The organism is Streptomyces sp. MK37H, assembly GCF_018035285.1.
In the GTDB taxonomy this organism is placed as follows: domain Bacteria; phylum Actinomycetota; class Actinomycetes; order Streptomycetales; family Streptomycetaceae; genus Streptomyces; species Streptomyces endocoffeicus.
In genome coordinates this window covers 1-23,871 of record NZ_JAAAYH010000102.1, presented here as the reverse complement: position 1 = coordinate 23,871, position 23,871 = coordinate 1, and the positions used below count along the sequence as shown (strand labels likewise).

19 protein-coding genes and 1 pseudogene are annotated in these 23,871 nt (G+C 71.2%); 10 read left to right on the top strand and 10 right to left on the bottom strand.

All coding sequences use genetic code 11. The features are described from left to right. Positions 1-185 precede the first annotated feature (185 nt). Complete coding sequence (locus GWI24_RS16905; RefSeq protein ID WP_210946778.1) at positions 186-1,361, bottom strand: ROK family transcriptional regulator; 1,176 nt, start codon at positions 1,359-1,361, stop codon at positions 186-188. 233 nt (positions 1,362-1,594) lie between these two features. Between GWI24_RS16905 and GWI24_RS16900 the strand changes: the two genes are divergently transcribed. Then, positions 1,595-3,730: an alpha-galactosidase gene (locus GWI24_RS16900; protein WP_210946777.1), complete on the top strand. Its 2,136-nt coding sequence runs from the start codon at positions 1,595-1,597 to the stop codon at positions 3,728-3,730. On the opposite strand, the gene GWI24_RS16895 is transcribed toward GWI24_RS16900, so the two are convergent. Next, a complete protein-coding gene (locus GWI24_RS16895) occupies positions 3,705-4,589 on the bottom strand; it encodes a LysR family transcriptional regulator (protein ID WP_210946776.1) in 885 nt (294 codons plus the stop codon). The genes GWI24_RS16900 and GWI24_RS16895 overlap by 26 nt on opposite strands. An 80-nt stretch (positions 4,590-4,669) precedes the next feature. On the opposite strand from GWI24_RS16895, the gene GWI24_RS16890 reads away from it, so the two are divergent. The 5 genes from GWI24_RS16890 to menE all read left to right on the top strand — a co-directional run bounded on the left by GWI24_RS16890 (position 4,670) and on the right by menE (position 8,562). Next, positions 4,670-5,185: a cupin domain-containing protein gene (locus tag GWI24_RS16890; RefSeq protein WP_210946775.1), complete on the top strand. Its 516-nt coding sequence runs from the start codon at positions 4,670-4,672 to the stop codon at positions 5,183-5,185. Continuing rightward, entirely contained in the window at positions 5,182-5,544 is a 363-nt protein-coding gene (locus GWI24_RS16885; protein ID WP_210946774.1) for a DoxX family protein, read from the top strand. Before GWI24_RS16890 ends, GWI24_RS16885 begins: the two co-directional genes overlap by 4 nt. Positions 5,545-5,631: 87 nt before the next feature. After that, on the top strand, positions 5,632-6,639 hold the full coding sequence (locus GWI24_RS16880) for a hypothetical protein (protein WP_210946773.1): 1,008 nt from the start codon (positions 5,632-5,634) through the stop codon (positions 6,637-6,639). A 96-nt stretch (positions 6,640-6,735) separates the two neighbouring features. Next, positions 6,736-7,230 carry a DUF5709 domain-containing protein gene (locus GWI24_RS16875; RefSeq protein ID WP_210946772.1) on the top strand — a complete coding sequence of 165 codons (495 nt, stop codon included), beginning with the start codon at positions 6,736-6,738 and terminating at the stop codon, positions 7,228-7,230. A gap of 174 nt (positions 7,231-7,404) precedes the next feature. Continuing rightward, on the top strand, positions 7,405-8,562 hold the full coding sequence (gene menE, locus GWI24_RS16870; RefSeq protein WP_210946771.1) for an o-succinylbenzoate--CoA ligase: 1,158 nt from the start codon (positions 7,405-7,407) through the stop codon (positions 8,560-8,562). 67 nt (positions 8,563-8,629) lie between these two features. On the opposite strand, the gene menC is transcribed toward menE, so the two are convergent. The 8 genes from menC to GWI24_RS16830 form a co-directional block, all read right to left on the bottom strand. Then, a complete protein-coding gene (menC, locus tag GWI24_RS16865; protein ID WP_210946770.1) occupies positions 8,630-9,742 on the bottom strand; it encodes an o-succinylbenzoate synthase in 1,113 nt (370 codons plus the stop codon). Between the two features lie 57 nt (positions 9,743-9,799). Further along, positions 9,800-10,579, bottom strand: coding sequence for an SDR family oxidoreductase (locus GWI24_RS16860; protein WP_247616483.1), 780 nt, complete (start codon positions 10,577-10,579; stop codon positions 9,800-9,802). After that, entirely contained in the window at positions 10,576-11,373 is a 798-nt protein-coding gene (locus GWI24_RS16855) for an enoyl-CoA hydratase/isomerase family protein (RefSeq protein WP_210946769.1), read from the bottom strand. Before GWI24_RS16855 ends, GWI24_RS16860 begins: the two co-directional genes overlap by 4 nt. After that, positions 11,358-13,187 carry a 2-succinyl-5-enolpyruvyl-6-hydroxy-3-cyclohexene-1-carboxylic-acid synthase gene (menD, locus tag GWI24_RS16850; protein ID WP_210946768.1) on the bottom strand — a complete coding sequence of 610 codons (1,830 nt, stop codon included), beginning with the start codon at positions 13,185-13,187 and terminating at the stop codon, positions 11,358-11,360. The genes GWI24_RS16855 and menD overlap by 16 nt, the downstream gene beginning before the upstream one ends. After that, on the bottom strand, positions 13,187-14,635 hold the full coding sequence (locus GWI24_RS16845; RefSeq protein WP_210946767.1) for a glycoside hydrolase family 88 protein: 1,449 nt from the start codon (positions 14,633-14,635) through the stop codon (positions 13,187-13,189). The genes menD and GWI24_RS16845 overlap by 1 nt, the downstream gene beginning before the upstream one ends. An 18-nt stretch (positions 14,636-14,653) precedes the next feature. Further along, positions 14,654-15,781, bottom strand: a complete 1,128-nt coding sequence (locus GWI24_RS16840; protein WP_210946766.1) for an isochorismate synthase MenF — start codon at positions 15,779-15,781, stop codon at positions 14,654-14,656. A gap of 159 nt (positions 15,782-15,940) precedes the next feature. Beyond that, entirely contained in the window at positions 15,941-17,827 is a 1,887-nt protein-coding gene (locus GWI24_RS16835) for a LamG-like jellyroll fold domain-containing protein (RefSeq protein WP_210946765.1), read from the bottom strand. Positions 17,828-18,068: 241 nt separating this feature from the next. After that, positions 18,069-19,400 (bottom strand): MFS transporter, encoded by a 1,332-nt coding sequence (locus tag GWI24_RS16830; protein ID WP_247616481.1) that lies wholly within the window; start codon positions 19,398-19,400, stop codon positions 18,069-18,071. Positions 19,401-19,442: 42 nt separating this feature from the next. Here GWI24_RS16830 and GWI24_RS16825 point away from each other — a divergent pair. The 4 genes and pseudogenes from GWI24_RS16825 to GWI24_RS46555 all read left to right on the top strand — a co-directional run. Next, a pseudogene (locus GWI24_RS16825) lies at positions 19,443-19,979 on the top strand (molybdopterin dinucleotide binding domain-containing protein); the annotation flags it as partial. A gap of 198 nt (positions 19,980-20,177) precedes the next feature. Beyond that, positions 20,178-21,005, top strand: coding sequence for an IclR family transcriptional regulator (locus GWI24_RS16820; protein ID WP_210946764.1), 828 nt, complete (start codon positions 20,178-20,180; stop codon positions 21,003-21,005). Positions 21,006-21,263: 258 nt separating this feature from the next. Next, complete coding sequence (gene speB / locus GWI24_RS16815) at positions 21,264-22,262, top strand: agmatinase (RefSeq protein ID WP_247616480.1); 999 nt, start codon at positions 21,264-21,266, stop codon at positions 22,260-22,262. A 171-nt stretch (positions 22,263-22,433) separates the two neighbouring features. Beyond that, positions 22,434-23,249: a carboxylesterase family protein gene (locus GWI24_RS46555; protein ID WP_308343693.1), complete on the top strand. Its 816-nt coding sequence runs from the start codon at positions 22,434-22,436 to the stop codon at positions 23,247-23,249. Positions 23,250-23,871 lie beyond the last annotated feature (622 nt).

Below are 23,871 nucleotides of genomic sequence, written 5' to 3'. Positions count from 1 at the left end.
ATCGAGGCAGGCAGAGGTGGCCGGACGAGGCCCGGCGGGGCGATCAAGCGTCAGGGGAAGACGACCGCGCGGGAGAGGCGGTCGTCGCGTCCGCGACGGGAGCGGGGAGAGGTCGCGGAGGGCCCGGTGCTCTCGGTCGTGTCAGGCGGGCGGCGTCATGGCTGCTGCTCTCCTCCTCGTTCGCGCTAGTTCGCGTCTGACCTGATGAAGGACTGGATGGCGGTGGCCGCGGCTCCACGGGCCCACTCGTCGAAGGGCAGCGGCCGGGTCTGTACATCGCACTGTGCCGCGGAGCCGAAGGCCGCCGTGGCGAAGGCGTCACGGATGTGGTCGGCGAACAGGTCGTAGGCGGCCAGGCCCTCGCCGGAGATGATCACGCGTTCGGGGCCGAGGAGATTGGCCACGGTGGCGATACCGCGGCCGATGGCGTCCCCTGCCCGTGCGTAGACCTCCCGTGCGCCGGCGACCCCGTCGTGGGCCAGTCCTGCGGCCTCGACCGCGTCGGCCACCTGGACCCCGGTGGCCGCGCGGACCTGGCGGACGATGGCGTCGTCGCTCGCGATGGCCTCCACACAGCCGCGGTTGCCGCAGTGGCAGCGGGGGCCCGCCGGATCGACGGTGACGTGTCCGATCTCGCCGGCCACGCCGTGGGCCCCGGCCACCACCCTGCCGTGGACCACGAGACCGCAGCCGATGCCCGCGCCGACCGTCACGACGGCGAAGCCGGACAGTCCCACCCCCGCCCCGAACCACTGCTCGGCCACGGTCAGCGCGCGCACGTCGTTGTCGACGGTCACCGGAAGACCCGTGGTCATGGCGGCGAGTTCGGCGAGTGGCACATCGCGCCACTCCAGGAAGGGCGAGTAGCGCACGACGCCCTCGGCGCGGTCCACATCGCCGGAGACGGCCATGCCCAGGCCCGTGACGCGCACGCCGAGGCCGTCCGCCTCGATGAGCAGCTCCCGTACCAGTTCCGCGGCCGTCCCCAGCACCGCCTTGGGGTCGCGGGCGGGGAGGGGGATGTGCCGGGCTACGAGGATCCGGCAGCACAGGTCGGTGAGCACACCGATGATCGTGTCCCCGGTGACCTTGACCCCGATGAACAGCGCGCGGCCGCCATCGACCCGCACCAGGTTCGCGGGCCGCCCGAGTGCCGGGCGCGCGTCCTCGTCCACGTCCTCCACCAGGTAGCCGGCCTCGATCAGGGGACGGACCGCCTTGGTGACGGCCGCGGCCGACAGCCCCGCCCGCCGCGCCACTTCCAGGCGGGTGAGGGGGCCCTGTGACAGGACCGTGGTGAAGATCTGCGAGGCGGCCGACGTGTGCGCCGGGAACGACTCGACAGCGGAGGGCGAGGACATGGCCGGGAACCTAGGCCGCTTATTTTCCGCTGTCAATGAAAGAAGCAAGAATCTCCTGAGGATTGCCTGTGCGTCCTGATCCCGCTTCCAAAGCCCGACTCATACGGGGGTGTTGACATGTGATCGAAGGTCTCGTTGGCTTACTGGGCAACCCTCTTCTCTCACTCGCCGAGCGCCCCACATCCGTACGCGGCACCCGCCGCTCCCCCGCCGTCTCCCGAACGTGAGGCCCGATGCCGACGATCTCCCGTGCCCCGGACACCGGGGTCTGGCTGCTGACCACTCCCCGTACGTCGTACGCCCTGCGCATCGACGAGACGGGCGCGCCCTGCCACCTCGCCTGGGGGCCGCGGCTGACGCCGCGGGAGGCGGAGCAGCTGGTCGTGCCCGCCAGGGAGGCGGCGAGCAGCTTCGAGGGACGGCCCGCGGTGGGCGAGGAACTGCCGGTCGACGGCGGCACGCGCTACGGCACGCCCTCCCTCCAGGTCCGCTACGAGGACGGCTCACGCGGCTTCGAGTGGCAGCCGACCGGGCACCGCGTCCTCACACCGTCCGATGGCGTCAGCGAACTCCATCTGGAATTCCGCGATCGCCACTATCCGCTGCACGTCGCACTCCACTACCGGGTGCGGGACGACACGGATGTCATCGAGCGCTGCACGGTGCTGCGCAACGACGGTGAGCAGCGTGTCAGCCTGCTGCGCGCCGACTCGGCGGCCTGGTCCCTGCCGCCGCTGGCCGACTACCGGCTCAGCCATGTCACCGGGCAGTGGTCCGCGGAGAGTCAGCTGCGCCGCGAGCGCCTGCCGCACGGGGAGACCGTGCTGACCAGCCGGCGTGGCATCACCAGCCACCACGCCGGTCCCTGGGTGATGGTGGACGAGGGCGACGCCGGCGAGGAGCACGGCCGGGTCTTCGGCGCCGCCCTTGCCTGGAGCGGGAGTTGGCGCATCACCGCGCAGCGCACACCGGACGGGCGCGCCGGTTTCACCGGTGGCGCCGGCCACGAGGGCATATGCGTGCCGCTGGCGCCGGGCGAGGAATTCGCCACCCCGGTGTTCGCCGGGCTGTTCACGGACGGCGGGTTCGGCGCGGCGAGCCGGGCCTGGCACGCGTACACACTGCGCCACGTCCTGCCGCACGGGCGCGAGGTGGCGCCCGTGCTCTACAACTCCTGGGAGGCCACCGGCTTCGACGTGGACGAGGCGAACCAGAAGGCACTGGCCGAGCGGGCCGCCGCCCTGGGCGTGGAGCTGTATGTGGTCGATGACGGCTGGTTCGGGGCCCGGCGCAGCGACCACGCGGGGCTGGGCGACTGGACCCCGGCCCGGGAACGGTTCCCGCAGGGCCTCGGCCCGCTGGTGGACACGGTGCACCGCCTGGGCATGCGCTTCGGCATCTGGGTGGAGCCGGAGATGGTCAACCCCGACAGCGACCTCTACCGCGAGCACCCGGACTGGGTCCTGCACACGCCCGGCCGGGCCCGCAGCGAGCTGCGCAACCAACTCGTCCTGAACTTCGCCCGCGACGACGTGGCCGACTGGGCCTACGGCTGGCTGACCCGGCTGGTCGCGGACCACGGCATCGACTTCCTCAAGTGGGACATGAACCGCGCGTTCAGCGAGGCCGGGTGGCCCGGCACTCCGGACGGTCACGACCGGCTGTGGACGCGCTACGTGGCCAATCTGTACGGCGTCCTCGACCGGCTGCGGGCCGACCACGCCGGGCTGCGCATCGAGGCGTGCAGTGGCGGTGGCGGACGCGTGGATCTGGGCATCCTCACCCGTACGGACCAGGCGTGGGTGTCGGACAACACCGACGCCGTCGACCGCCTGGTCATCCAGCACGGCTTCGGTCAGCTCCACCCGGCGCGCACGATGTCCGCGTGGGTGACCGACGTGCCCAACCAACTCACCTCCCGCACCGTGCCGTTGAGCTTCCGCTTCCATGTGGCGATGTGCGGGCTGCTGGGCATCGGCGGGGATCTCACCCGCTGGTCCGAGCAGGAACTCGCCGAGGGCGCCGGCTTGGTGGCCGAGTACAAACGGGTGCGCCACCTCGTCCAGCACGGCGTCCTGTACCGGCTGTCCGGACCGCACGGCGAGATGCCGACCGTGGTGCAGTACGCCGCCGAGGACGGCGGCGAAACCCTGGTGCTCGCCTGGCAGCGCGGCCCGCGCCACGGAGTCCCGCGGCTGCCGGTACGGCTGCGCGGGCTCACCCCCGGCGCCCGCTACCGCGACACCCGCACCGGCGAGGCGCACCACGCCACCGTGCTGGCCGAGTACGGATTCCGGCCGGACCTCCCGTCCGGTGACTGGGCCAGCACGGCCGTACACCTGGTCAGGATGGGGCAGGACGAGACGTAACACCGCCACTGCCGCGGTAGGCGGCGGTGGCGACTTCGACGAACGAGCGGATCAGGGGGTTCGTGTCGCCCTCGCACCACGCCACCACCACGCGGCTCGGCTCCATGTCGATCAGGGGCACCACGGTGAGCCCCTCCGGCGGCTCGTGGTCCACGAGCGTCATGCCGACCGTGCCGTTCCACAGCACGGCTTGCCGGCATTCCTGGACGCCACGCACCACCGGGCCATCGCGAGGCTCCCCGCCGTTCCAGTAGGACTGCCAGACGGGGTCGGTGCCCTCCGGGAACAGGAACCAGCGGCGGTCCGCCAGGTCGGCCAGTTTCAGGCTGTCGCGGCGGGCCAGCGGATCGTCGGCGCGCAGCAGTGCGCCCACCGGGTCGGCGCGCAGCTCGTGCACGGTCAGGCCGGTTTCGTCGAACGGACCGCGGGTCAGGGCGATGTCCACCAGCCCGGCACGCAGCCCGCAGGTGGGATCGGTGAGGTCGGTCTCGCGGATGTGCACCTCGACGCCCGGGTGCCGCCGGTAGTAGGCGCCGGCCAGCCGAGTGGCATCCGGGTCGGCGCTGTCCCCCAGGATGCCCACGGTGAGGCTCGCGGTACCGGCCGCCGCGGCCACGCGTACGCGTACCCGGTCGGCGTGGTCGAGCAGGGCGCGCGCCTCATCGAGCAGCACGGCCCCCACCGGGGTGAGCGTGACACCGGCGGACGAACGGCGGAACAGCGCGGAGCCAAGCTCGGTCTCCAGCTGCTTGATCGCCCGGCTCAGCGGCGGCTGGCTCATGTGCAGCCGGACGGCGGCCCGGCCGAAGTGGAGTTCCTCGGCGACCGCCACGAAATAGCGCAGCGTGCGTAGCTCCATGGTGCAACGATACCCATCCGGTATCGAGATCACAGAAGAAGTCTTGGACGGTCGTGGCGCCCCGGCAGTGGAATCGCGGCGTGACTGAAGAACCGAAGACCAGTGAGCCGAATGCCGACCCCGCCGTATCGGTGGTCGGTCCGGGCGACGGCGAGACGATCGTCCTGGGCACCACACGCCTGCGCATCCTCGAAGACGGCAGCAACACCGGCCACCGCCTCGGCCTCGCCGAGTCCGTCCTCGCCCCGCATACGCCCGGACCGCCGCAGCACCGCCACGCCCAGCACGACGAGGGTTTCTACATCATCTCCGGCACGGTGCGGTTCACGGTCGGGGACAAGGACTACGACGCGACCGCGGGCACACTCGTGATGGTCCCTCCCGGAGCCCCGCACACCTTCGCCAACGTGACCGACCAACCGGCCGTCATGCTCAGCACGTTCACGCCGGACCTGTATGTGCGGTACTTCCGCGACCTCAAGGACATGATCGCCGGCGGCCAGGCGCTGACCCCACAGGCGAACATCCAGGTGATGAGCCGGTACGCCACCGAGCCCGCCACCGACGTCGTCCCGAGGACGGAACGGGAATCGTGAACGTGGCGTACTGGATCGTCGCCGGTCTGCTCGCCCTCTTCTACCTCTACGGGGGCGGGGTGAAGGTGGCCCGCAGCCGTGAGCGGCTCCGGCCGATGATGGCCTGGGTGGACACCACGCCGATGGCGGCTGTCAGAGCCATCGGCGTGATTGAAGTACTCGGCGCGATCGGGCTGATCCTCCCGCCGCTGACCGGCATCGCGCCGTGGCTGGCCCTGGCCGCCGCCATTGGATTCGTGATCCTGCAGATCGGCGCCACCAGGGTGCACCTGCGCCGGGGAGACCGGCAGGTGGCGCTCAACATCACGCTCTTTCTCGCCGCGGCCGTGGCCATCTGGCCGGCGACGACATGGCTGTGACATCGGGCAGGGCCGCTCATGGGCCCGCCCAACCAAAAGGTGACAAAATGATCCCAGGAGGTTGATCCACGCCGAGCAGGAGGGTTGGTGGACCTGGACGCCGTCGCCGATGAGCTGTACGCCCTGCCACCTGCGGACTTCACCGCGGCCCGCGACGAGCGCGCCAAGGACGCCCGCACCGCGGGAGACCGGAAGCTGGCCGAGCGGATCCGCCGTCTGCGCCGGCCCACCAAGGCGGCGTGGGCGAGCAATCTGCTGGTGCGGCGGCAGCCGGACGAAGCCGAGCAGGTCCTTCGGCTCGGAGAGGCCCTGCGGCAAGCACACCAGGATCTGGACGGCGGGCAACTGCGGAAGCTGGCCACACAGCAGCGCCAGGTCATCGCGGCGCTCGCCCGCGAGGCGAGGGATCTGACCACCCGGGCCGGGCAACCGATCGGCGAGGGCGCCCAGCGCGAGGTGGAGGAGACGCTGCGCGCCGCGCTGGCGGACCCGGACGCGGGTCAGCAATGGGTGCGGGGGCGACTGACCAAGCCGCTCACGGCACCGACCGGATTCGCGCTCGTGGCCGGCGCCACCCGGTCCGCGCCACCCACCTCGCGCCGCGGTGAGCGGGTCTCCGGCGGCCGGGTGGCCGATCTGGACGCCGCTCGTTCGCGGCGCCGCGAACGACAAGAGCAGGAGCAACGCCGTGAACAACAGGAGCAGGAGCGGCGCCGTGAACAAGAGGAGCGAGAGCGGCGCCGCGCACAACAGGAGAAGCGCCGCGAACAGCGAGAGCGGCAGGCCCGTGCACATCAGGAAGCCGAGGACGCCGAGCGCCACCTGCGCGCCCGCGAGGCGGAGCTCAGCGCGGCCGAGGATGAGCAAGACCGGGCTGACCAGCGAAAACACCAGGCGCGGCAGCGTCTGGCGGACCTGAGAAAACAGCTGAAGGAGGCCGAGAGCGAGCAGCGGGAGGCCGACGACGCCGTCCGGGAGGCCCGCACGCGGGTACGGAAGGCGGACCGGGCGGTCCGTGAGGCGAGGCGGCGGGCCACCGACGCGGCAGCACAGGCGGAGCAACTCGCCGACCAGGCAGAACCGCCGACGGTGTGAGGAAAAGGCGAGACTGGAAACCCGGCCACATGAGTTCGCGCTGGACGGCCCAGGCCGGTCGAAGGCCGAACAAGGCACCATGCGAGGGAGGCAGCGATGATGAGCGACGACAGGGCAGACGACGTCTATCAGCCCACCGACACCAACGAGGAGCAGGCGGACGCGGCCCCCCTGGACGCCCAGGACTCCCTGGACGAGCGCGACTACGACGAGATGCTCGACGAGGGCTACTCGCCGCCGGAGAAGCCACTGGGTGTCACCAAACACGGCACGACGGCGGCCGAACAGCGCGAGCGCGAGACGCTCGACGAGCGGCTGGCCGAAGAGACCTCCGATGTCGAAGCCCCAGCGGGCGACGAGGTGGGAGATCTGCAGGAGGGCGAGGGCGAACCGATCGACCCCGAGGCGGGAACGGACCGCACGGGCCGACTCGTCGCCCCCGACGAGGGAGCGCATACCGACACCACCAAGGAAGTCATCGCCAGGGACGAAGGCATCGACGCGGGCGCTGCCGGTGCCGAGGAAGCCGCCGTGCACACCGTCCCGGATGAACGACTCGAAGAGGAAGACGACGCGGAACCGGATCGTTGATCCTGCTACAGCGCGGCGGAAAGGATGCCGTGGCAGCTTCCTGACAGGACGTTTCCCCGACGTCGGCACGCCCCGCCGCCGGGCCGTAGCGTGGCCGGAGGGGTGAGCGGTCCCGCGGTCCGAAGGCGATCGCTCGCGCGATGATGGACGTCGTTTCGCGGAGGGGCCACCGCGATGCTGATCCTGCCATGTGACGGCTCGGTGGACACGGTCGGTGCGCTGTCGCGTGCACTGGCCGTTGCGGTCGGGGGGAACGGGGAAACCGTGCTGCCCGTGGCGGCCGGTGGGGGCCCGCCGGGGTTCGACACCCGCGGACCCGTGCCGTCCGGGACGGCGGTGGTGGTCGGCACCTCCGGGTCCACCAGCGAGCCCAAGGGGGTGCTGCTCTCCGCCCGGGCACTGCGCGCGTCGGCCGAGGCCACGCACACCAGACTCGGGGGCCCCGGGCGCTGGTTGCTGGCGCTGCCCGCACACCATGTGGCGGGCGTGCAGGTGCTGGTCCGCTCGCTGCTGGCCGGGGCGGAGGCAGTGGTCCACGATCTGCGGCAGGGCTTCCGGCCCGAGCGGTTCCGCTCCGCCGGTTGCCGCTACACCGCGCTGGTGCCCACGCAGATCCGGCGGCTGCTGGATGCGGGCGGTCCCGGCCTGGCGGCGTTACGGGAGTTCGACGCCGTACTGCTGGGCGGCGCCGGCACACCCGAGCCGCTGCTGGCACGGGCGCGCGAGGCGGGTGTGAGGGTGGTGACCACGTACGGCATGACCGAGACCGCCGGCGGCTGCGTCTACGACGGGGTGCCGCTGGAGGGGGTACGGGTGCGGATCGGTCCGCCACCGGAGGGGACGCCCGGGCCGACCGCGGGCGGTCCGATTGCTCTCGGCGGACCGACCCTGGCGTCCGGCTATCTCAATCGGCCGGAGCTCACGGCCCGTTCCTTCGGCGACGGCTGGTTCCGCACGGACGACCTCGGGCGCCGGCGGGAGGACGGCCGTCTTCAGGTGCTGGGCCGGGCGGACGACGTGATCGTCACCGGTGGTGTGAAGGTGTCCCCGTCCGTGGTGGAGCAGGCCCTGCGGGAACAACGCGGTGTCGGGGACGCGTGCGTGGTGGGGGTGGACGACCCGGAGTGGGGGCAGATCGTCGTGGCCGCCGTTACCCCGCGCGAACCGGGGGCGTTGGGGCAGACGGCCGTGGGCGTGCTGAAGGACGCGGTCCGGGAGCGACTCGGGCGCGCCGCCGCACCCAAGGCCATCCGGGTCGTCGAGGCCCTGCCCCTGCGTGGTGTGGGGAAGCCGGACCAGTCGGCCGTGCGCCGCCTGTTCACGGCGGAGTGAGGTCGGGGGCGTACGGCCCGGTCGTACTGTACGGCCCGGCCATCATGTACGCCCCGCTCCCCCGCCCTCAGGCCGTCAGCTGGATGTGGCGCTTGGTGCGCGCCTTGAGGAAGTCCTCCTTCACCTCGTACGGCACGGCCGTGGCCGGAACCTCGATCAGGCCGTCCACCGCCCGCGTTTCCGGTGTGACGATGTCCTCGCCGAAGTACTTGTCGGAGCCGGAGTTGTCACCGGGCAGTGTGAAACCGGGCAGCGCCGAGAGCGTCACGTTGGCCGCTCGGCTGATGCCGAAGTCGTGCATGCCACCGCACCACACCGGCACCCCGGCCGCGACGCAGGCGTCATGCACCCGGACGGCCTCCAGCAGACCGCCCAGGCGAGCGGGCTTGATGTTGACCACGCGGCAACTGCCCAGCGCCAGCGCCTCCCGCGCCCGTCCGGCGGAGGTGAGGCTTTCGTCGAGGCAGAGCGGTGTGGCCAGCTCCTTCTGCAGGGTGGCGTGGTCCAGCAGATCGTCCCAGGCCAGCGGCTGCTCGATCATCATCAGGCCGAACGCGTCCAGATCACGCAGCCGTGGAAGGTCCTCGAGGGTGTATGCGCAGTTGGCGTCGGCCATCAGCGGCAGCTCCGGGAACCTGTTCCGGATCGCCTCCAGCACCTTCACATCGGCACCTGGGCCGATCTTGACCTTCACCCTTTGGTAGCCCTGCTGGACGTAGCGCGCGATGGTGTCGCACAGCCGGCCGTGGTCACTGTCCATCCCCACACTCACGCCGGAGGGGACATGGGTGCGCGCCGCGCCACCGAGCAGCGTGGCCAGCGGCCGGTCCGTGGTGGCGGCCAGCAGGTTCCACGCGGCCATCTCCAGGCCGCACCGGGCGAAGTTGTTGGCCTTGACCCGGCCGTAGAGGGCCGTGAACTCCTCGATGGTGTCCCAGGAGCGGCCCACCACCGCCGGGGCCAGGAAGTCGCGGGTCACGGACCACACCGTGTCGGTCGTCTCACCCAGGTAGTACGGGTCCACCGGCACCGGTGCCTCGCCCCACCCCGTGCGGCCGTCGGCGGTGGTGGCGCGGACGACCATATGCAGCAGGGTCCTGGCGCTGTGGGTGCTGGCGGTGAAGCCGTGGGTGAGCCGCAGCTCCACCACGGAGAGGTCGAGCCGGTCGATGCGCGGCACGGAGGTCCCCTTCCCGTCGTCGGGAGATGGCGTCGTCGAGAGATGAAGTGGTGGTGTCTAGGGCCTGAGGGTGGAGCCGCCGTCCACCGTCACGGTGGTGATCGTCATGTGGGCCGCCTGATCGGACACCAGGAAGCCGATCACGGAGGCGATGTCCTCGGGCTCGGCCAGGGTGCCGCGGGGAATGCCCACCCGATGGCGTTCGGGGTCTCCGTGCAGCAGCGCCTGTCTCCGGCCGGGCAGATGTGCGTTGGCGCGGGACATCGGGGATTCGGTGGTCCCCGGCGCCACGACGACGGATCGTACGCCGTGCCCGGCGAGTTCCAGTCCCGCGCAGTTGGTGAGGTACTGGGCGGCCGCCTTCGAGGCCCCGTACAGCCCCTGGTCGTACTTGACGATTCCGGCACTGTTCGACGCCACGGTGATGACGCAGCCGCGCCCGCGCCGCGCCATCCGGCGGCCCACCGCACGGACACAGTTGAAGGTCCCCCGGACGTTGACGCCGAACACCCGCTCCCACTCGGCGTCCTCCTGCTCGGTCAGCGGGGCGGTACGGCCGAGTACTCCGGCGGCGTTGACCAGGATGCCGATCGGGCCGAGCCGGTCCTCCACGTCCCGGACGGCCCGTTCCACCTCGCCGGAGTCGGTGACGTCGAGACGCACGGGGTGTGCCGTGGCGCCCAGTCGCCGGGCCACGGTGTGTGCCCCGTCCTCGTCGACGTCCGCCACGGCCACGACCGCTCCCTCGGCGGCCAGTTGACGGGCGGTGGCGGCGCCGATGGCTCCTGCCGCACCGGTGACCAGGGCGGTGACCTCGGCTATGCCGGTCAGCCTCATGCTCCTCGCTCCGTTTCCCGCTGCGTTTCCCGCTGCGTTTCCCGCTCTGTCCCTCGCCCCGTTTCCCGCCGCGTTCCCCGTTGCGTTTCCGGCTCGGGGCCCGGGAAGGACTCCGCGGCCAGCAGCTCGGCGTCGATCCGCTCCAGCACCCCGGAGTAGCGCTGGAGCTGGCGTTTGAGCAGGGCCGTCGTGCTCGGGTCGTTGGCGGAGATCTCGGCGGCACACGCGGAGGCCTCCGCATCCGCCCGGCCCGGTGGTACGAGCCGCTGCAACAGCCCCAGCTGGTAGGCCTCGTGTGCCGTCACCCAGCGGGAGGTCAGGAGCAGATCCTTGGCGGCGCCCAGGCCGACCAGCCCGATGAGTTTCGCCGCCCCGATGGGGACCCCCAGGCGGGAGCCCGGGAAGCGGTACACCGAGTCCTCGGCGCCCACCCGGATGTCACAGGCGGCGGCCAGCTCCGCGCCGGCGGCGACACAGCGGCCCTCGATCGCGGCCACGGTCGCCTTGGGCGCGGCGGCCACCGTGCGCTGCAACCGCGCGAAGACCCGCAGCCGGTCCGCGCGGCCCTCGTTTCCCAGCTCCTCGTCGCGGTCGCCCCCGACGCAGAAGTCCGGTCCGCTGCCGCTGAGGACGAGCACCCGTACGGCGTCATCGGCCAGCGCGCCTTCCACGGCCTGAAGCAACCGCGCGGCCGTCTCGGTGGTCAGCGCGTTGCGCGACCGGGGGCGGTCGATGCGCAACTGTGCCACTCCGGTGGCGCGGTCCCGCTCGACGCCGATCACCGGGGCGTCCACGGCTCTTCGAGGGCGCGGGCCACGGTCCGGTGGGTCTGGTCGTGCACCGCGACATTGGCCGCGCGGTCGGTGCGCAGATGGATCATCGACACGCCCGGGGAGCCCACCCTTTCCTTCAGCGCGGACCGCAACTCCCCCTCGTCGGCGGCGCGGACGACACCGACTCCATAGGCGGCGGCCACCGCGCACACATCGGCGGCCTGCGGGGTGCCGAAGAGCAGCTCGAAGGTGTCCTCCGGGAGGTGTGACGCCTGTGGCAGGAACGAGAAGATCCCACCCCCGTGGTTGTCCACCACGACGAGTGTGCAGCTCACATCCGGCGACGCCTCGGCCGCGCCCAGCAGCGCGCCCGCGTCATGGAGGAAGGTCAGATCGCCCAGCAGTACGGCCACCGGACGCCGGGCCGCGGCCACGCCGAGCGCGGTGGCGATCGTGCCGTCGATCCCGTTGACACCGCGGTTGGCCAGCACGGCGGGGGGACGGTGGCGGGGCGCGGCGAACCACTCGAGGTCCCGTACGGGCATCGAGGACCCGACCACCAGCGTCGCCCCGGTGGGCAGGGCGTCGAAGAGCGTACGAGCCACTCGCGGTTCGGTGAGGCCGGCTCGGCCGTCCAAGGCATCGGCCATGGCCGCCTGCGCGGTGGCTTCGGCCGAGACCCACGCGGTGCGCCACTCCGGCCCGGCCGGGGGCTCCGGCACCGCCTCGGCCACGGCGCGGCACAGGGCCGTGGGATCGGTGCGCAGCACGGTGGCGGCCAGCCGGTCCGGGTCCCGCCACCGCCAGTCGGGATCGACGAGCACATGCCGGATGCCGGGCTGCCGCAGCCAGTCGGCCACTGCCCGGGAGGCCCAGCGCTCCCCGAGGTGCACGACCACGTCGGGGCGCAGTTGGTCCCTGGCGTGCGGGCTGCGCAGGATGGCGTCGGCCGCCGCCACGGTGCCGGGGCCCGGCGTACGGGCGCCGGAGCGCGGATCGGCCAGCACCGGCCAGCCCAGTGCCGCGGCGGCCGCGTGCACGGCGGCCGGATCGCCCGCACCCGCGCCCACGAGCAGGACACCCCGCTCGTGCCCGTCCGCGACGGCGGCCACGTCCGCCGGGGTGGCGGTCAGGACCGGGCGGCTGACGTGGTGCCAGGGCCGCCCGTCCGGCCGGCCGGGAGGCAGGGGGCCGGGCCGTGCGACCAAGGGGGCGCGGAAGGCCAGATTGAGGTGGACGGGGCCGGGCCCGGACGGTCCGGCCCCGGCCTCGGCCACGGCGCGCGCGGCGAGGGAACGCCACATCCCGTCCTGGCCGCGCTCGGGAACCGCCACGGCCACGGCCCAGCGCACCGCCGATCCGTACAGGCCCGTCTGGACCATGGTCTGCGGGGCGCCCACTCCCTGTAACTCCGGCGGGCGGTCGGCCGTGCACACCACCATCGGCACTCCCGCCAGATCGGCCTCGGCGACCGCCGGATGGAGTTCGGCCGACGCCGTACCGCTGGTGGTGACCACGACGGTGGCGCGCTCGGTGGCACGGCTCAGCCCCAGGGCGAGGAAGCCCGCCGCGCGCTCGTCGAGGCGTATGTGCAGCCGCATCCGGCCGTCCTCAGCGAGGGCGAGCGCGAGCGGGGTGGAGCGGGAGCCGGGCGCGATGACGGCGTCGCTCAGCCCCGCACGGACCCACTCGTCGACGAGGGTGGCGGCGAAGGCCGCCTGTGCGCCTCCCTCGGTGTCCCGGGCCGCCTGTGCGCCTCCCTCGGTGCCCCGGGCCGCCTGAGCGCCTCCCTCGGTGCCGGCCGCGTATCCGTCCATCGATTCACGGCCCGCCATCAACGTGTCCAATCCTTCACCGCACCGAGCCGGGTCAGCGCCGCTCCGAGCTGCCCCAGCAGTCCGGAGCCGACGCCGGAGAGCATTCGGTAGCCGCTGCGCTGCAGCTCCTCCCCGCCCTTGTTCGACGGGGAGGAGCCGTCGAGCCAGCCGTCCGGTGTCAGCCGGTCGCACAACACCTCCCATGCCTCCTGCGCCACCACGCCCTCGCGATCGGCGGCGAAGCGGCCGCGCTCCACGCCCAGCGCCAGGGCCGCCGCGATACCGGCGGATCCGCAGGTCTCCGCCCCGCTGGCGGGCTCCGCCAGGTAGCAGTCCCAGATGCCCGCGGCGTTGCGCCGGGACACTGCGAGTCGGGCGGCCCTCGCGGCCTCGTCCCACAGGTCGTCGGTGTCCGGCCGGTCGCCGAGCTCGGACAGGGTGCGCACCAGACCGAGCAGATACCAGGCGTACGCACGAGCCCAGTTGCGGTAGACGCGGCTGCCGTCCGGCAACAGCCTGAGGTAGAGGTCGTCATCCCACGTCAGCCGCCTGCGCCGAACACGGAGCTGACGGACGGCCGCCTCGCGCAGCCGGGTGTCCCCGGTGGCCTTCGCGAGGACGGCCATGGGGTAGGCGACGGTGTAGCACCCCTCGGCGGTGGTCGGGTCGTCCTTGACGCATCCATGGGGATCGGTCCGGACGTTCCAGGACTCGACGGCCAGCCGGAGCGTGGGGTGCCGCGGATCCCGCTTCGCCACCACCGCGAAGGGCAGCGTGGCCTCGATCCCGTACACACGGTCGTTCGCGGGGCGACTGCGCGGATCCTCGTAGCGCAGCCGGGTGCCGTGGACATAGACGGCGAGGTGGTCGCGCAGCGCCGTCTCGGCGCGGGTGTCGCCGGGGTAGGTGGTGTGCAGGTCGTACAGCGCGTCCAGCACACATCCCTCCATCCACCCGAACGGCTGCACACTGGCCAGGCTGGTGAGGTGGCGGTGGAGCGCGGCGGCCGGGGCCGGTGGGTCCTCGGCCGCCAGCAGCAGCGCGGGCCGCCGCTCGACGGGGGCCTCCGGGCCGGAGAAGATCCACAGTGGCTCGGTGGCCGGTTCGGGGGCGAGGGTGAGCCGTACGCCCTCGTCCAGCACGGCCCGTACCGCCTCGGTGTCCAGTGGCAGATCATAGGGCTGGTGGCAGTCGGCGTACCGGATGTCGAACGAGCCGAGCGGCCGGCCGGTGCCCGCCGAGACGGCCTCGACGCGACGGACATCCCGCACGTCGCAGGCGACGAACAGGCGGAGCCGCCCCGGGGAGACGGGTGCCGCGGAGCGCCATGCCAGCACGGTGGGCGCGTGGCTACCGGCGCCGGTGATGGCCACGGCCGCCCATGTCAGCGGGGTGCGCCGGTCCGATGGGAAGGGAACGCTCGGCGCGTCCACGGTGCTCGCGGGAACATGATGTGCGCTTGCCATTGATGATCCCTCGCCTGTTCAGGGCGCTATGAGCGCGGGCAGAATGGCGCCCAGCTTCGCGCGGGTCTCGGCCAGTTCCTCTTTCGGATCGGAATCGGCGACAATGCCGTTCCCGACGTACATGGTGGCGTTTTTGCCGCGTATCTCGGCGCAGCGAATGGTCACGCAGAGACAGCCGTTTCCCTCCGCGTCCACCCAGCCCAGCGCCCCTCCGTAAAGTCCTCTGTCCCAGCCCTCCAGGCGCTCGATCACTTCGTACGCCTTGTCGCGGGGCCACCCGCATACCGCGGGGGTCGGATGAAGCATGGCCGCCAGTTGGAGAAATGGCGGGTGGTCGGCTTTGAGCTCGGCCCGGACCCGGGTCATCAGATGCTGGACGTTCACCAGTTTCAGCATCTCGGGCCGCTCGTTGGCCTTGATCCATGTGGTGCTGGGCGTCAGGGCGTCCAGCACCGCCTCCCGCAGGACCCGGTGCTCCTCCTGGTTCTTAGGGGACTCCTGGAGCCAGGTCGCGAGCCGGCGGTCGGATTCGGCGTCGCCGCCACGGCGGATGGTGCCGGCCAGGGCACGCGACTCCACCATCCGCCCGCGCTTGGCGAGCAGCAGCTCCGGACTGGCCCCCACCAGGCCGAAGGCGGAGAACAGATAGGCAGAGGGGAAGGTGTGGGCCAGCCGCCGCAGCACCACGGACGGCTGGATGTCCGCGTCGCACTCCATCTGGATGCGCCGGGCGAGCACCGCCTTGCGCAGCTCTCCGCGGCGCACGGCACGCGCCGCGTCGGCGACGCTGCCGCACCACTGCTCCGGCGGTTCGCTGGGCCGCAGCGCGTATGCGCCGGGTTCACCGCTTTTGGCGGAAGGGGCCGGGACCGAGGCGAGGAGGCGACGGTGGCCGAGCGTCTCCTCCAGGCTCAGTGTCCGGGCGGGAACCGCGAGCCGGATGGGCTCTTGGCGCTGAAACGGAAAGGCCACGAAACCGATTCCCCCGCCGGCCGCCAGCGCTTGGGCTATGTCTTCTTCGGAATCGACCAGATGGTGTGCGATGGGTTCAATTCCGAGGAGTGTGCGGTCCGGCCCGGAAAAGAATAATCGGCGATTATCCAGAAGATCGATCGCGTCATCGACGACTTCTTGCGAACGTGCCACCAACGGAACGCCCCCGTCCGTTCTGGTAGAGATATGATCTTTTACGCAAAGCGTTCCAACAGCCTCGCATTGACCGGTAAATGCGTCAAGAACCGACCAATGCGATAGTTCACTTGATGGACACTCACGCATCCCCGGGGACGGCCCGATGCCGTTCGGTCAGGAGGACATGAAGTCGCGCACCGGCAGCGCTCGGTCCACGACGCGGACATCGCCTATCCAGCCGTACATGATCTGGTCGATCTTCCCGCCGTACTCATAGCCGCCCAGCAGCCAGGGCAGACCGAGGGTGGTGAGGCCGTTGGCCGGGGTCGAGGGGTTGCGCGCCACCGGGCAGCCGTTCACATACATGGTGGTGTGTCGCCCGTCGTTCACCACCGCCGCGTGCCACCAGGTGTTCAGCGGCAGCTCATGGCTCCAGTTGGTGACCGCGCCGTCCTGGTCCAGCGGATAGACGGCCCACTGGAGCCCATGGCCGTCGGACAGCGAGAGGGTGACCACCGGTTCCTCCATGTCCCCGCCGGTCTTGCCGGCTTGGCCGCTGGGGCCCCGTCGGCCGAGCAGCCCCGACCAGGCGTTGCGGCCACCGTCCCAGTCGGCGGGCAGCTTGAGGAACGCCTCGACGGTGTAGCCGGAACGGAAGGTGGCGCCGTTCAGCGGAGCGCCGTCGGCCGTGCGCAGATAGGCGCCGCGCAGGGGGGACTTGTCACCGTGGAAGGAGAGGCTGCCGTGTCCTGGCTGGTCCGGGTGGTGCTCATCGGACCAGATGAGGGCGTCGGCGGGGCTGCCGGGGACGGTGACCTTGGTGAGGTGGTTGCCACGGCCGGAGTGGTCGGTGATCCGGACGGAGTCCTCGACGGGCGCGCCGTCCCGGCCGCCCTGGTCGAAGCGCCAGTAGGCCACCGTACCGGGGATCACCAGCCTGGAGGCGGGCCGGGCCGGCCGCGGTGCGATGGGGGCGAATCCGGCGAAGCGCTGCTCGAAGTCGATCGGGACGCTGAAGTAGTCCTGAGAGCTGGTGCGTTCGATCTCTCCGCGCTCCAGCTCGTTCAGGTGGTCATCGGCGCGGTCCAGGATCCACGGGGAGAGCGTCCGGACGTCGACGGTGTGGCGGGCCAGGTCGAACCGGTAGAGGCGGATCATCCCGGCGCCGCCGTAGTAGCGGTCCTGGTAGTTGGTGATGTGCAGATGGACGTCGTGGCCCGCCCTGTTCTTGCGGACCGTACGGGCCGGCGGCCAGTAGTGGCCGTTGAGCGTGAGGAATATCTGGTCGTGGTCGGCGATCAGCTCGTCCCACAGCCACTGTCCATGGTCGGAGAACCGCGCCTCCTCGCCCTCGTGGTCCGCGTAGACCAGCTCGTGCGTGGTGAGGATGACCGGAGTTCTGGGGTGGCTCGCGATGACCTCCCGGGCCCAGGCGACGCCCTTCGCGGAAGGGCGCCAGTCCAGGGCGAGCACCAGCCACTCCCGGCCCGCGGCGCGGAAGGTGTGGTACGTGTTGTAGCCGTCCGGGCTGGCGCCGCGGAACGAGGGCGAGGAGCGGTACCGCCGGGGGCCGAAGGTGTCCAGGTAGGGGGTGCGGCCCCGCTGGTCGTCGGTGGACGAGTCGAGGTCGTGGTTTCCGGCCACCACGCTGTAGGCGGCGCCCCGCTCGTCCAGGAGCCGGAAGGCCCGGTCGATCGGCCCGAGTTCGGAGACCTGCCCGTGCTCGGTGAGGTCGCCGAGGTGGGACAGGAAGACGATGTTCTCCTCGCGTGCGTGGCGGAGGAGATAGCGGAAGGACGCCTCCACCGGCGCCGGGTGGATGCTCTCGCCGTCGAAGAGGTACTGGGTGTCCGGCATGACGGCCACGGTGAATCTGAGGCTGTCGGGGTCGGGGTGCCAGGCGGGGGCACCCGCGGCGCCGGAGGCCGGTGCGGCCGCGGCGGGCGGCACCGCCTCCAGCCCGGTCATGGCCACACCCGCGCCGACAAGGCCGGTGGTGCGCAGGAAGGTGCGGCGGCCGGTTCCGGACTGCGGCTCATTGGTCTGACGGGGACTGCACATGGCGCTGCTCCACGCGGTGGGACGGAAGGGATGGAGCGCACGTTATGGAGCCCGGGAGCCCGGCCACAGGAAGATGTCCGGCAACGGACGGGGAAGAGCACATGAATGGCTTACGTGTGCAGGGGTGACACCGGCCTGGGGTGGGCCGGTGTCCGGAGGTGGTGTGAAGTGTCCGCAACCGCCACGCCGGTGTCCGCATCCACCGCGCCGGTGTCCGCATCCACCGCGCCGCGGACGCGGCTCAGTGGTGCAGATCCTCGGCGGTGAGGGTGTCACGGGTCTCCGGCGCCCAGGCCAGGCTGACCACCGTTCCGAGCAGCAGCACCAGCGCCATCCATCCCATCGACCAGCCCGCGCCGAAGTGGCTCAGGCTGACCGGCAGGACAAAGGTGCCGATGGCGGACGCGACCCTGCTGGTGCCGTTCAGGAAGCCGACCCCGGAGCCACGCAGCGCGGTGGGGAAGAGTTCCGCCGGATAGACCTGGGTGATGGTGGAGGCACCGGCCATGACGAAGGTGTAGATCAGGAAGGGGACCATCAGCGCCCCGCTGGAGCCGTCGCTGAGCACGGCCATGGCCCCCAGACACAGCGTGAGGATCGCGAAGGTGCCGATGGTGAACGGCCTGCGGCCCAGACGCTGCACCGGCCACAGCCCGATCACCCCGCCCAGCAGCAGGGCCAGGTTGAGCACCAGGTTCTGGGTGTCGGCCCCGGAGATGTTCAGGGTGGCCAGGATCTGCGGCATGAAGGTGTAGATGGCGAAGTAGGGCAGCACCTGGGCGCTGTAGAAGATGACACCGAACCAGGTCTTGGTCGCCTGGCCACGGGCGAAGAGCTCGCGGTAGCGCGCCGCGGGCGGCTGCGCGGCGGCCGCGGCCTCCGCGTCGGCGGCGGTGGCCTCGGACTGCCCCAGGTAGGCACGGCGGATCCGGGCGGCCTCGGTGGCGCGGCCACGGGCGGCCAGCCAACTCGGGGATTCGGGGATGCCGATCCGCAGCAGCAGCACCAGCAGGGCGGGCAGCGCACCGCTGGCCAGCAGCCAGTACGCGGTGGTGCCGTTGATCGGGATGTACGTCCCCAGGATGTTGGCCAGTACGTAGCCGACGGTCCACAGCACGGTGAGCGAGCCCAGGAGGACACCGCGCAGCCGGCCGGGGACGAACTCGGAGAGCAGGGTCGGGCCGACGGCGTAGTCCGCGCCCAGGCCGAAGCCGATCGCCAGCCGGAGCAGGAAGAGGACCAGCGGGCTGTGCGCCCAGAACTGGGCGGCGGAGGCGACCGCGATGAGCACGAAGTTGTAGAGGTAGAGCTTCTGGCGTCCGATCACGTCCGCCACCCGCCCCAGCAGGATGCTGCCGAAGAACAGGCCGATCAGTGCGGACGCGCCGAGCAGGCCCTGCCAGACGCCGGACAGGTGCATGGCCTCGCCGAGCGCGGGCAGCACCGCGCCGATGACACCGAGGGCGTAGCCGTCGGAGAAGTTCGCCCCGAAGGTGGTGGCCGTCACCCGGATGTGGAAACCGGTGAGTGGCTCGGTCGAGGCGGAGCCCGACCCGGGCAGATTCTCATTCATCAACGGTGAGGGCCGGCGGCGGGCGTGCCCACGGTGACCCATGCCCGCATCGTTCCGGGTTTCCACGACTTCAACCGGCGGGTGGCGCGCCCCGGTGGCATCCGGCTGCCGAACCCGGTCAACGAGAGGGTGTTCGCCACTCCCACCGGCAAGGCGCTGTTCACCTGTAACGCCTGGGACATGTTGCGCGCCCCGGAGGGACATCTGCTGCTGCAGACCCTGCGCTCGCACGACCAGTGGAACACCATTCCCTACACGGACAACGACCGCTATCGGGGCATTCACGGACGCCGCAGGGTGGTACTGGTCAATACGGCGGACATGGCACAACTCGGCCTGATCAAGGGACAGTTCGTTGACCTCGTGGGCCTGTGGACCGATGGTGTGGAGCGCCGCGCGGAGGGCTTCGAGGTGGTCCCGTATCCCACCACACGCGGCTGCGCCGCCACGTACTACCCCGAAACCAATGTCAAGGTGCCGCTCGACAGCATGGCCGAGATCAGCAACCAATCGACGTCGAAGGGGGTCGTGGTTCGCCTGGAGGCCCGCGCCACCCTGGAAGGGCTTCCCCGCTCCTGACCCGGATCACCCGCCTGACCAGGCCCGTTGCCCGGCATGAGCAGTCCCCGGAGGCCGGGTGGGAGGGCTTCGACACCCGGTTCTACGATCGGACACGACCAAGGTACGTGCACGGGCCAGCAGTTGCCCGGCCGGCTGCTGCGTGCCACGAGGAAGGGCGGCCGCCTGTGGCGGCGGGGGACCACAAGGATGTGAGATGTGAGTGAACGCCGGACGGCATCAAGTGCCTCGCCGGCCGTGGGGCGGGCGCTGGATGTCCTGCTGCACCTCGCCGGCCGCTCGGGGCCGGTTCGGGCATCGGCGCTGGCCAGAGACCTGGAGATGCCCCGCTCGTCGCTTTACCACATCCTCGCGGTCCTGGTTGATCGCGGGTTTGTCACCTATGTCCCGGAGGAGCAGGCGTACGGTCTGGGCGTGGCGTCCTTCGAAGTCGGCTCCGCCTACTTGCGGCACGAGCCCCTGAAGCGACTCGCCCGCCCCATTCTGCGCAACCTGTCGAGCCGGCTCGGCCAGCCTGTGCACCTGGGCATCCTCTACGGCGCCGAGACGGTCTACCTCCTCAAGGAGCGGCCGCCGAGCGGCCATTCGGGGTACACCGACGCCACTCCCGTCACCGACGTCGGTGTCCGGCTGCCGGCCCATCTGACGGCCAACGGCCGTGCGATCCTGGCCCACTCCAGCGAGGCGCACCTCCGGGCGGTCTTCCCCCGGCCAGGGGATCTCTGCACCCGTACCGGCAGAGGTCCCCGGTCGCTGGCGGAGCTGCGGAACCTGCTGGCGCGGGACCGTGAGCGCGGGTGGTCGGAGGAGGTCGAGCTGGTCTCCGACGGGCTCCGGTCGATAGGGGTGCCGGCGTTCGATCACAATGAGCGGCCCATAGCGGCCGTCAGCAGCACATGGCGGCGCCACTACCACCGGCATGAGGCGGATCATGTGCGGGACATCCTGCAACAGGGCGCGGCACGGCTGACGGCGGCGGTGGCCGGCCACGCACCCCACGCCCATGGAACGGACGGCGCACAGTGAGCGGCCGTCGCAGACACCTTCGCCACGTGGCGGAAAGATGAAGGGCCACTGACCAAGGCGTTCACAGAACGGGTTTCTCGGATCCGAGAAACCCCGACCGCATGGCTGGCTCCTGGCGTATGCACCACGTGTCATGGGCATGGAACCCCCCTGATCGTCCACGCACAACGGCCTCCCACGGGCCGGTACTCCCCCCACAGCCGCACTCCCCCACACAGATGTACTCCCCCCACACAGATGAAGGATCCAGCACCGACCATGACCGCGAACCCTCCCGACGCAACCAGGCCCGTCCCGCCCCAGGAGACCGACGCCACCCTGCACTTCACGGGCCCAGCCACCTTCGGCCGCGTCCCTCGCCTGGACCAGGTCGGCACCGCGGACATCGCCGTGGTCGGGGTGCCGTTCGACGCCGGTGTCTCCTACCGGCCCGGGGCCCGCTTCGGGGCGAACGCCGTCCGGGAGGCGTCGCGCCAGCTGCGCCCCTACAACCCGGCCCTGGACGTGTACCCGTTTCACTACGCCCAGGTCGCCGACGCCGGTGACATCACCGCCAATCCGCACAACATCGACGAGGCCGTCGAGAGCATCGAGGCGGGCGCGGACGCTCTGCTGTCCACGGGCGCGCAGCTGATGACACTGGGCGGCGACCACACCATCGCGCTCCCGCTCCTGCGCGCGGTGGCCCGCCGCCACGGCCCGGTGGCACTGCTGCACTTCGACGCGCACCTGGACACCTGGGACGCCCACTTCGGCGCCCAGTACACCCATGGGACTCCGTTCCGCCGCGCGGTCGAGGAGGGCCTCCTCGACACCTCCGCGCTCTCCCACGTCGGCACCCGCTCCTCGCTGTACAGCAAGGAAGACCTGGACGAGGACACCAAGCTGGGCTTCGGGATCGTCACCGCGGCCGATGTGATGCGACGCGGGGTGGACGAGGTGGTGCGGCAGCTCAAGGAGCGCATCGGCAAACGGCCGCTGTACATTTCCGTGGACATCGACGTCCTGGATCCCGCACACGCCCCCGGTACCGGCACCCCCGAGGCGGGCGGCCTCACCTCGCGGGAACTGCTGGAGATCGTGCGCGGGCTCGCCGATTGCTATGTGGTCTCCGCCGACCTGGTCGAGGTCGCCCCGGCGTACGACCACGCCGAGATCACCTCCGTGGCCGCCTCGCACACCGCGTATGAGCTGATCACCCTCATGTCCCGGCAGATCGCCTTCTTCCGCTGGGTGGAGGAGAACAAGCCGTCGTGAACACGCGACCTCGCGTCGCACTTTCGGCCGGTCAAGTGATCATCTGACGCTGAATCCGCGCCCAAACCCCCTGCTCTGGCTCATATGTGCTGGTCGGCATAGAACGAGACCGGAACGTCGGTGACGCGAGAGAGATGGAGACGATGACGAACCCGGGGTGGACCGGAGTGCGTGCGGCGGTGCGCCCGGGTCCGGCCGTACCGCAGGCGCCGTCCCGGCTGGAACGGGTCATGGGGAGGCGCACGCCCGACGGGAAATCCGGTGCTGGTCTGGTTCCACGGAGGCGGCTTCACCAGCGGTTCGGGAGGGTGGGACTGGTACGACGGAGCCCGTCTGGCGGACGTGGGCAACGTAGTGGTGGTGACCGCGAACTACCGGGTGGGGCCGCTCGGTTACCTGTCTCTCCCCCGGATCGGCGCCGGCAACCTCGGCGCTCAGGACCAGGCCGCCGTACTGCGCTGGGTACGCGACAACATCGTGTCCTTCGGCGGAGACCCGCGAGCCGTGACGGTCGGTGGGCAGTCGGCCGGTTCGTACTCCGCCCTGTTCCTGGCCGTGGATCCGGCCACCGGGGGCTCGTCAACCGTGTGCTCCTGCAGAGCGGCCCCCCGTGGCGCGGAGCCCGGACAGGCCCTGCGGGCGCTTCCCGTCGAGCATCTCCTGTCCGCCTACGGCGGGGCAGCCCTCGGACACCGAGCGGGCACTGGGGCGGACCTTCGCCACGGCCGTCACCGAGTTCGTCGCGGGCGGCTCCCCGAGGGACTGGCTGCCGTACACGCCATCCTCGGTCTCACCGACGGTTTACCGCGCCCGCTTCCGCAGCACCCTCGGCGACCGTACGCGCTGAGGGACGTCGGCCGACGGGGGGGCCGACAGCAAACGGCCCTCACCGACGGGGGAACGGCGAGGGCCTACGTTCAGTGTGGCACGAATCAGCGCGGAAGAATCCGTTCCGAGCGACAAATATTGCATATATCTGCCGCCTGACTCCCCACCGGTGCGGCCGGCGCCCCTCCAGCACCACCCCGCCGTAGCTCCTCCCGAGGCGGAGGGCCCACCTCCACCAGGGTGCGCACGGGGTCGCCCACGTCCTGAGACGGAATCCGGACGGTCCTGCCTGGTCCGCTCCCCTGCCTTCCGCTGATTCCCCCTCACTTTGTGACGGCGGAAAGCACGAGGAAAGGCTGCATCGCGTCCCAGGACCTCGCGTGCGGTTGGGAAGCAGACCAAGAAGCTCCGGTACCAAGGGTGGACGGGCCAGGTCACCGTGCCGAAGTTCGCCGAGGATCTGGGGTATCTGGGCGGTGTGAAGCTGGACTGAGTGGGCAACACCATCAGCGGTCCGCAGGACATCCAGTCCGCGGCCACCGGGCAGATCGACTTCGGAAAGCCGTCGCCCATGGGGGCATCCGTCCGCTGTTCACCAATGTCCAGCTGCTCGGGGCATTCAGCGCCGGAACGTATGTGATGACCGATCGCTTTCTGCGGCAGAACCCCGACGCGGCCAAGCCTTCGTCACCGGCGTGGCCCGCGCCATCGAGTGGGCCCGCGCGACACCGCGCGAGGAGGTGATCGCGCGGATGACGCGGATCGTGCGGAAGCGCGGCCG

Excerpts from the sequence above, each read along its gene's own strand:
- GWI24_RS16905 (WP_210946778.1), bottom strand. The coding sequence starts at position 1,361 with ATGTCCTCGCCCTCCGCTGTCGAGTCGTTCCCGGCGCACACGTCGGCC.
- GWI24_RS16900 (WP_210946777.1), top strand. The coding sequence starts at position 1,595 with ATGCCGACGATCTCCCGTGCCCCGGACACCGGGGTCTGGCTGCTGACC.
- GWI24_RS16895 (WP_210946776.1), bottom strand. The coding sequence starts at position 4,589 with ATGGAGCTACGCACGCTGCGCTATTTCGTGGCGGTCGCCGAGGAACTC.
- GWI24_RS16875 (WP_210946772.1), top strand. The coding sequence starts at position 6,736 with ATGATGAGCGACGACAGGGCAGACGACGTCTATCAGCCCACCGACACC.
- menE (WP_210946771.1), top strand. The coding sequence starts at position 7,405 with ATGCTGATCCTGCCATGTGACGGCTCGGTGGACACGGTCGGTGCGCTG.
- GWI24_RS16860 (WP_247616483.1), bottom strand. The coding sequence starts at position 10,579 with ATGAGGCTGACCGGCATAGCCGAGGTCACCGCCCTGGTCACCGGTGCG.
- menD (WP_210946768.1), bottom strand. The coding sequence starts at position 13,187 with ATGGCGGGCCGTGAATCGATGGACGGATACGCGGCCGGCACCGAGGGA.
- GWI24_RS16845 (WP_210946767.1), bottom strand. The coding sequence starts at position 14,635 with ATGGCAAGCGCACATCATGTTCCCGCGAGCACCGTGGACGCGCCGAGC.
- GWI24_RS16835 (WP_210946765.1), bottom strand. The coding sequence starts at position 17,827 with ATGTGCAGTCCCCGTCAGACCAATGAGCCGCAGTCCGGAACCGGCCGC.
- GWI24_RS16830 (WP_247616481.1), bottom strand. The coding sequence starts at position 19,400 with ATGAATGAGAATCTGCCCGGGTCGGGCTCCGCCTCGACCGAGCCACTC.
- speB (WP_247616480.1), top strand. The coding sequence starts at position 21,264 with ATGACCGCGAACCCTCCCGACGCAACCAGGCCCGTCCCGCCCCAGGAG.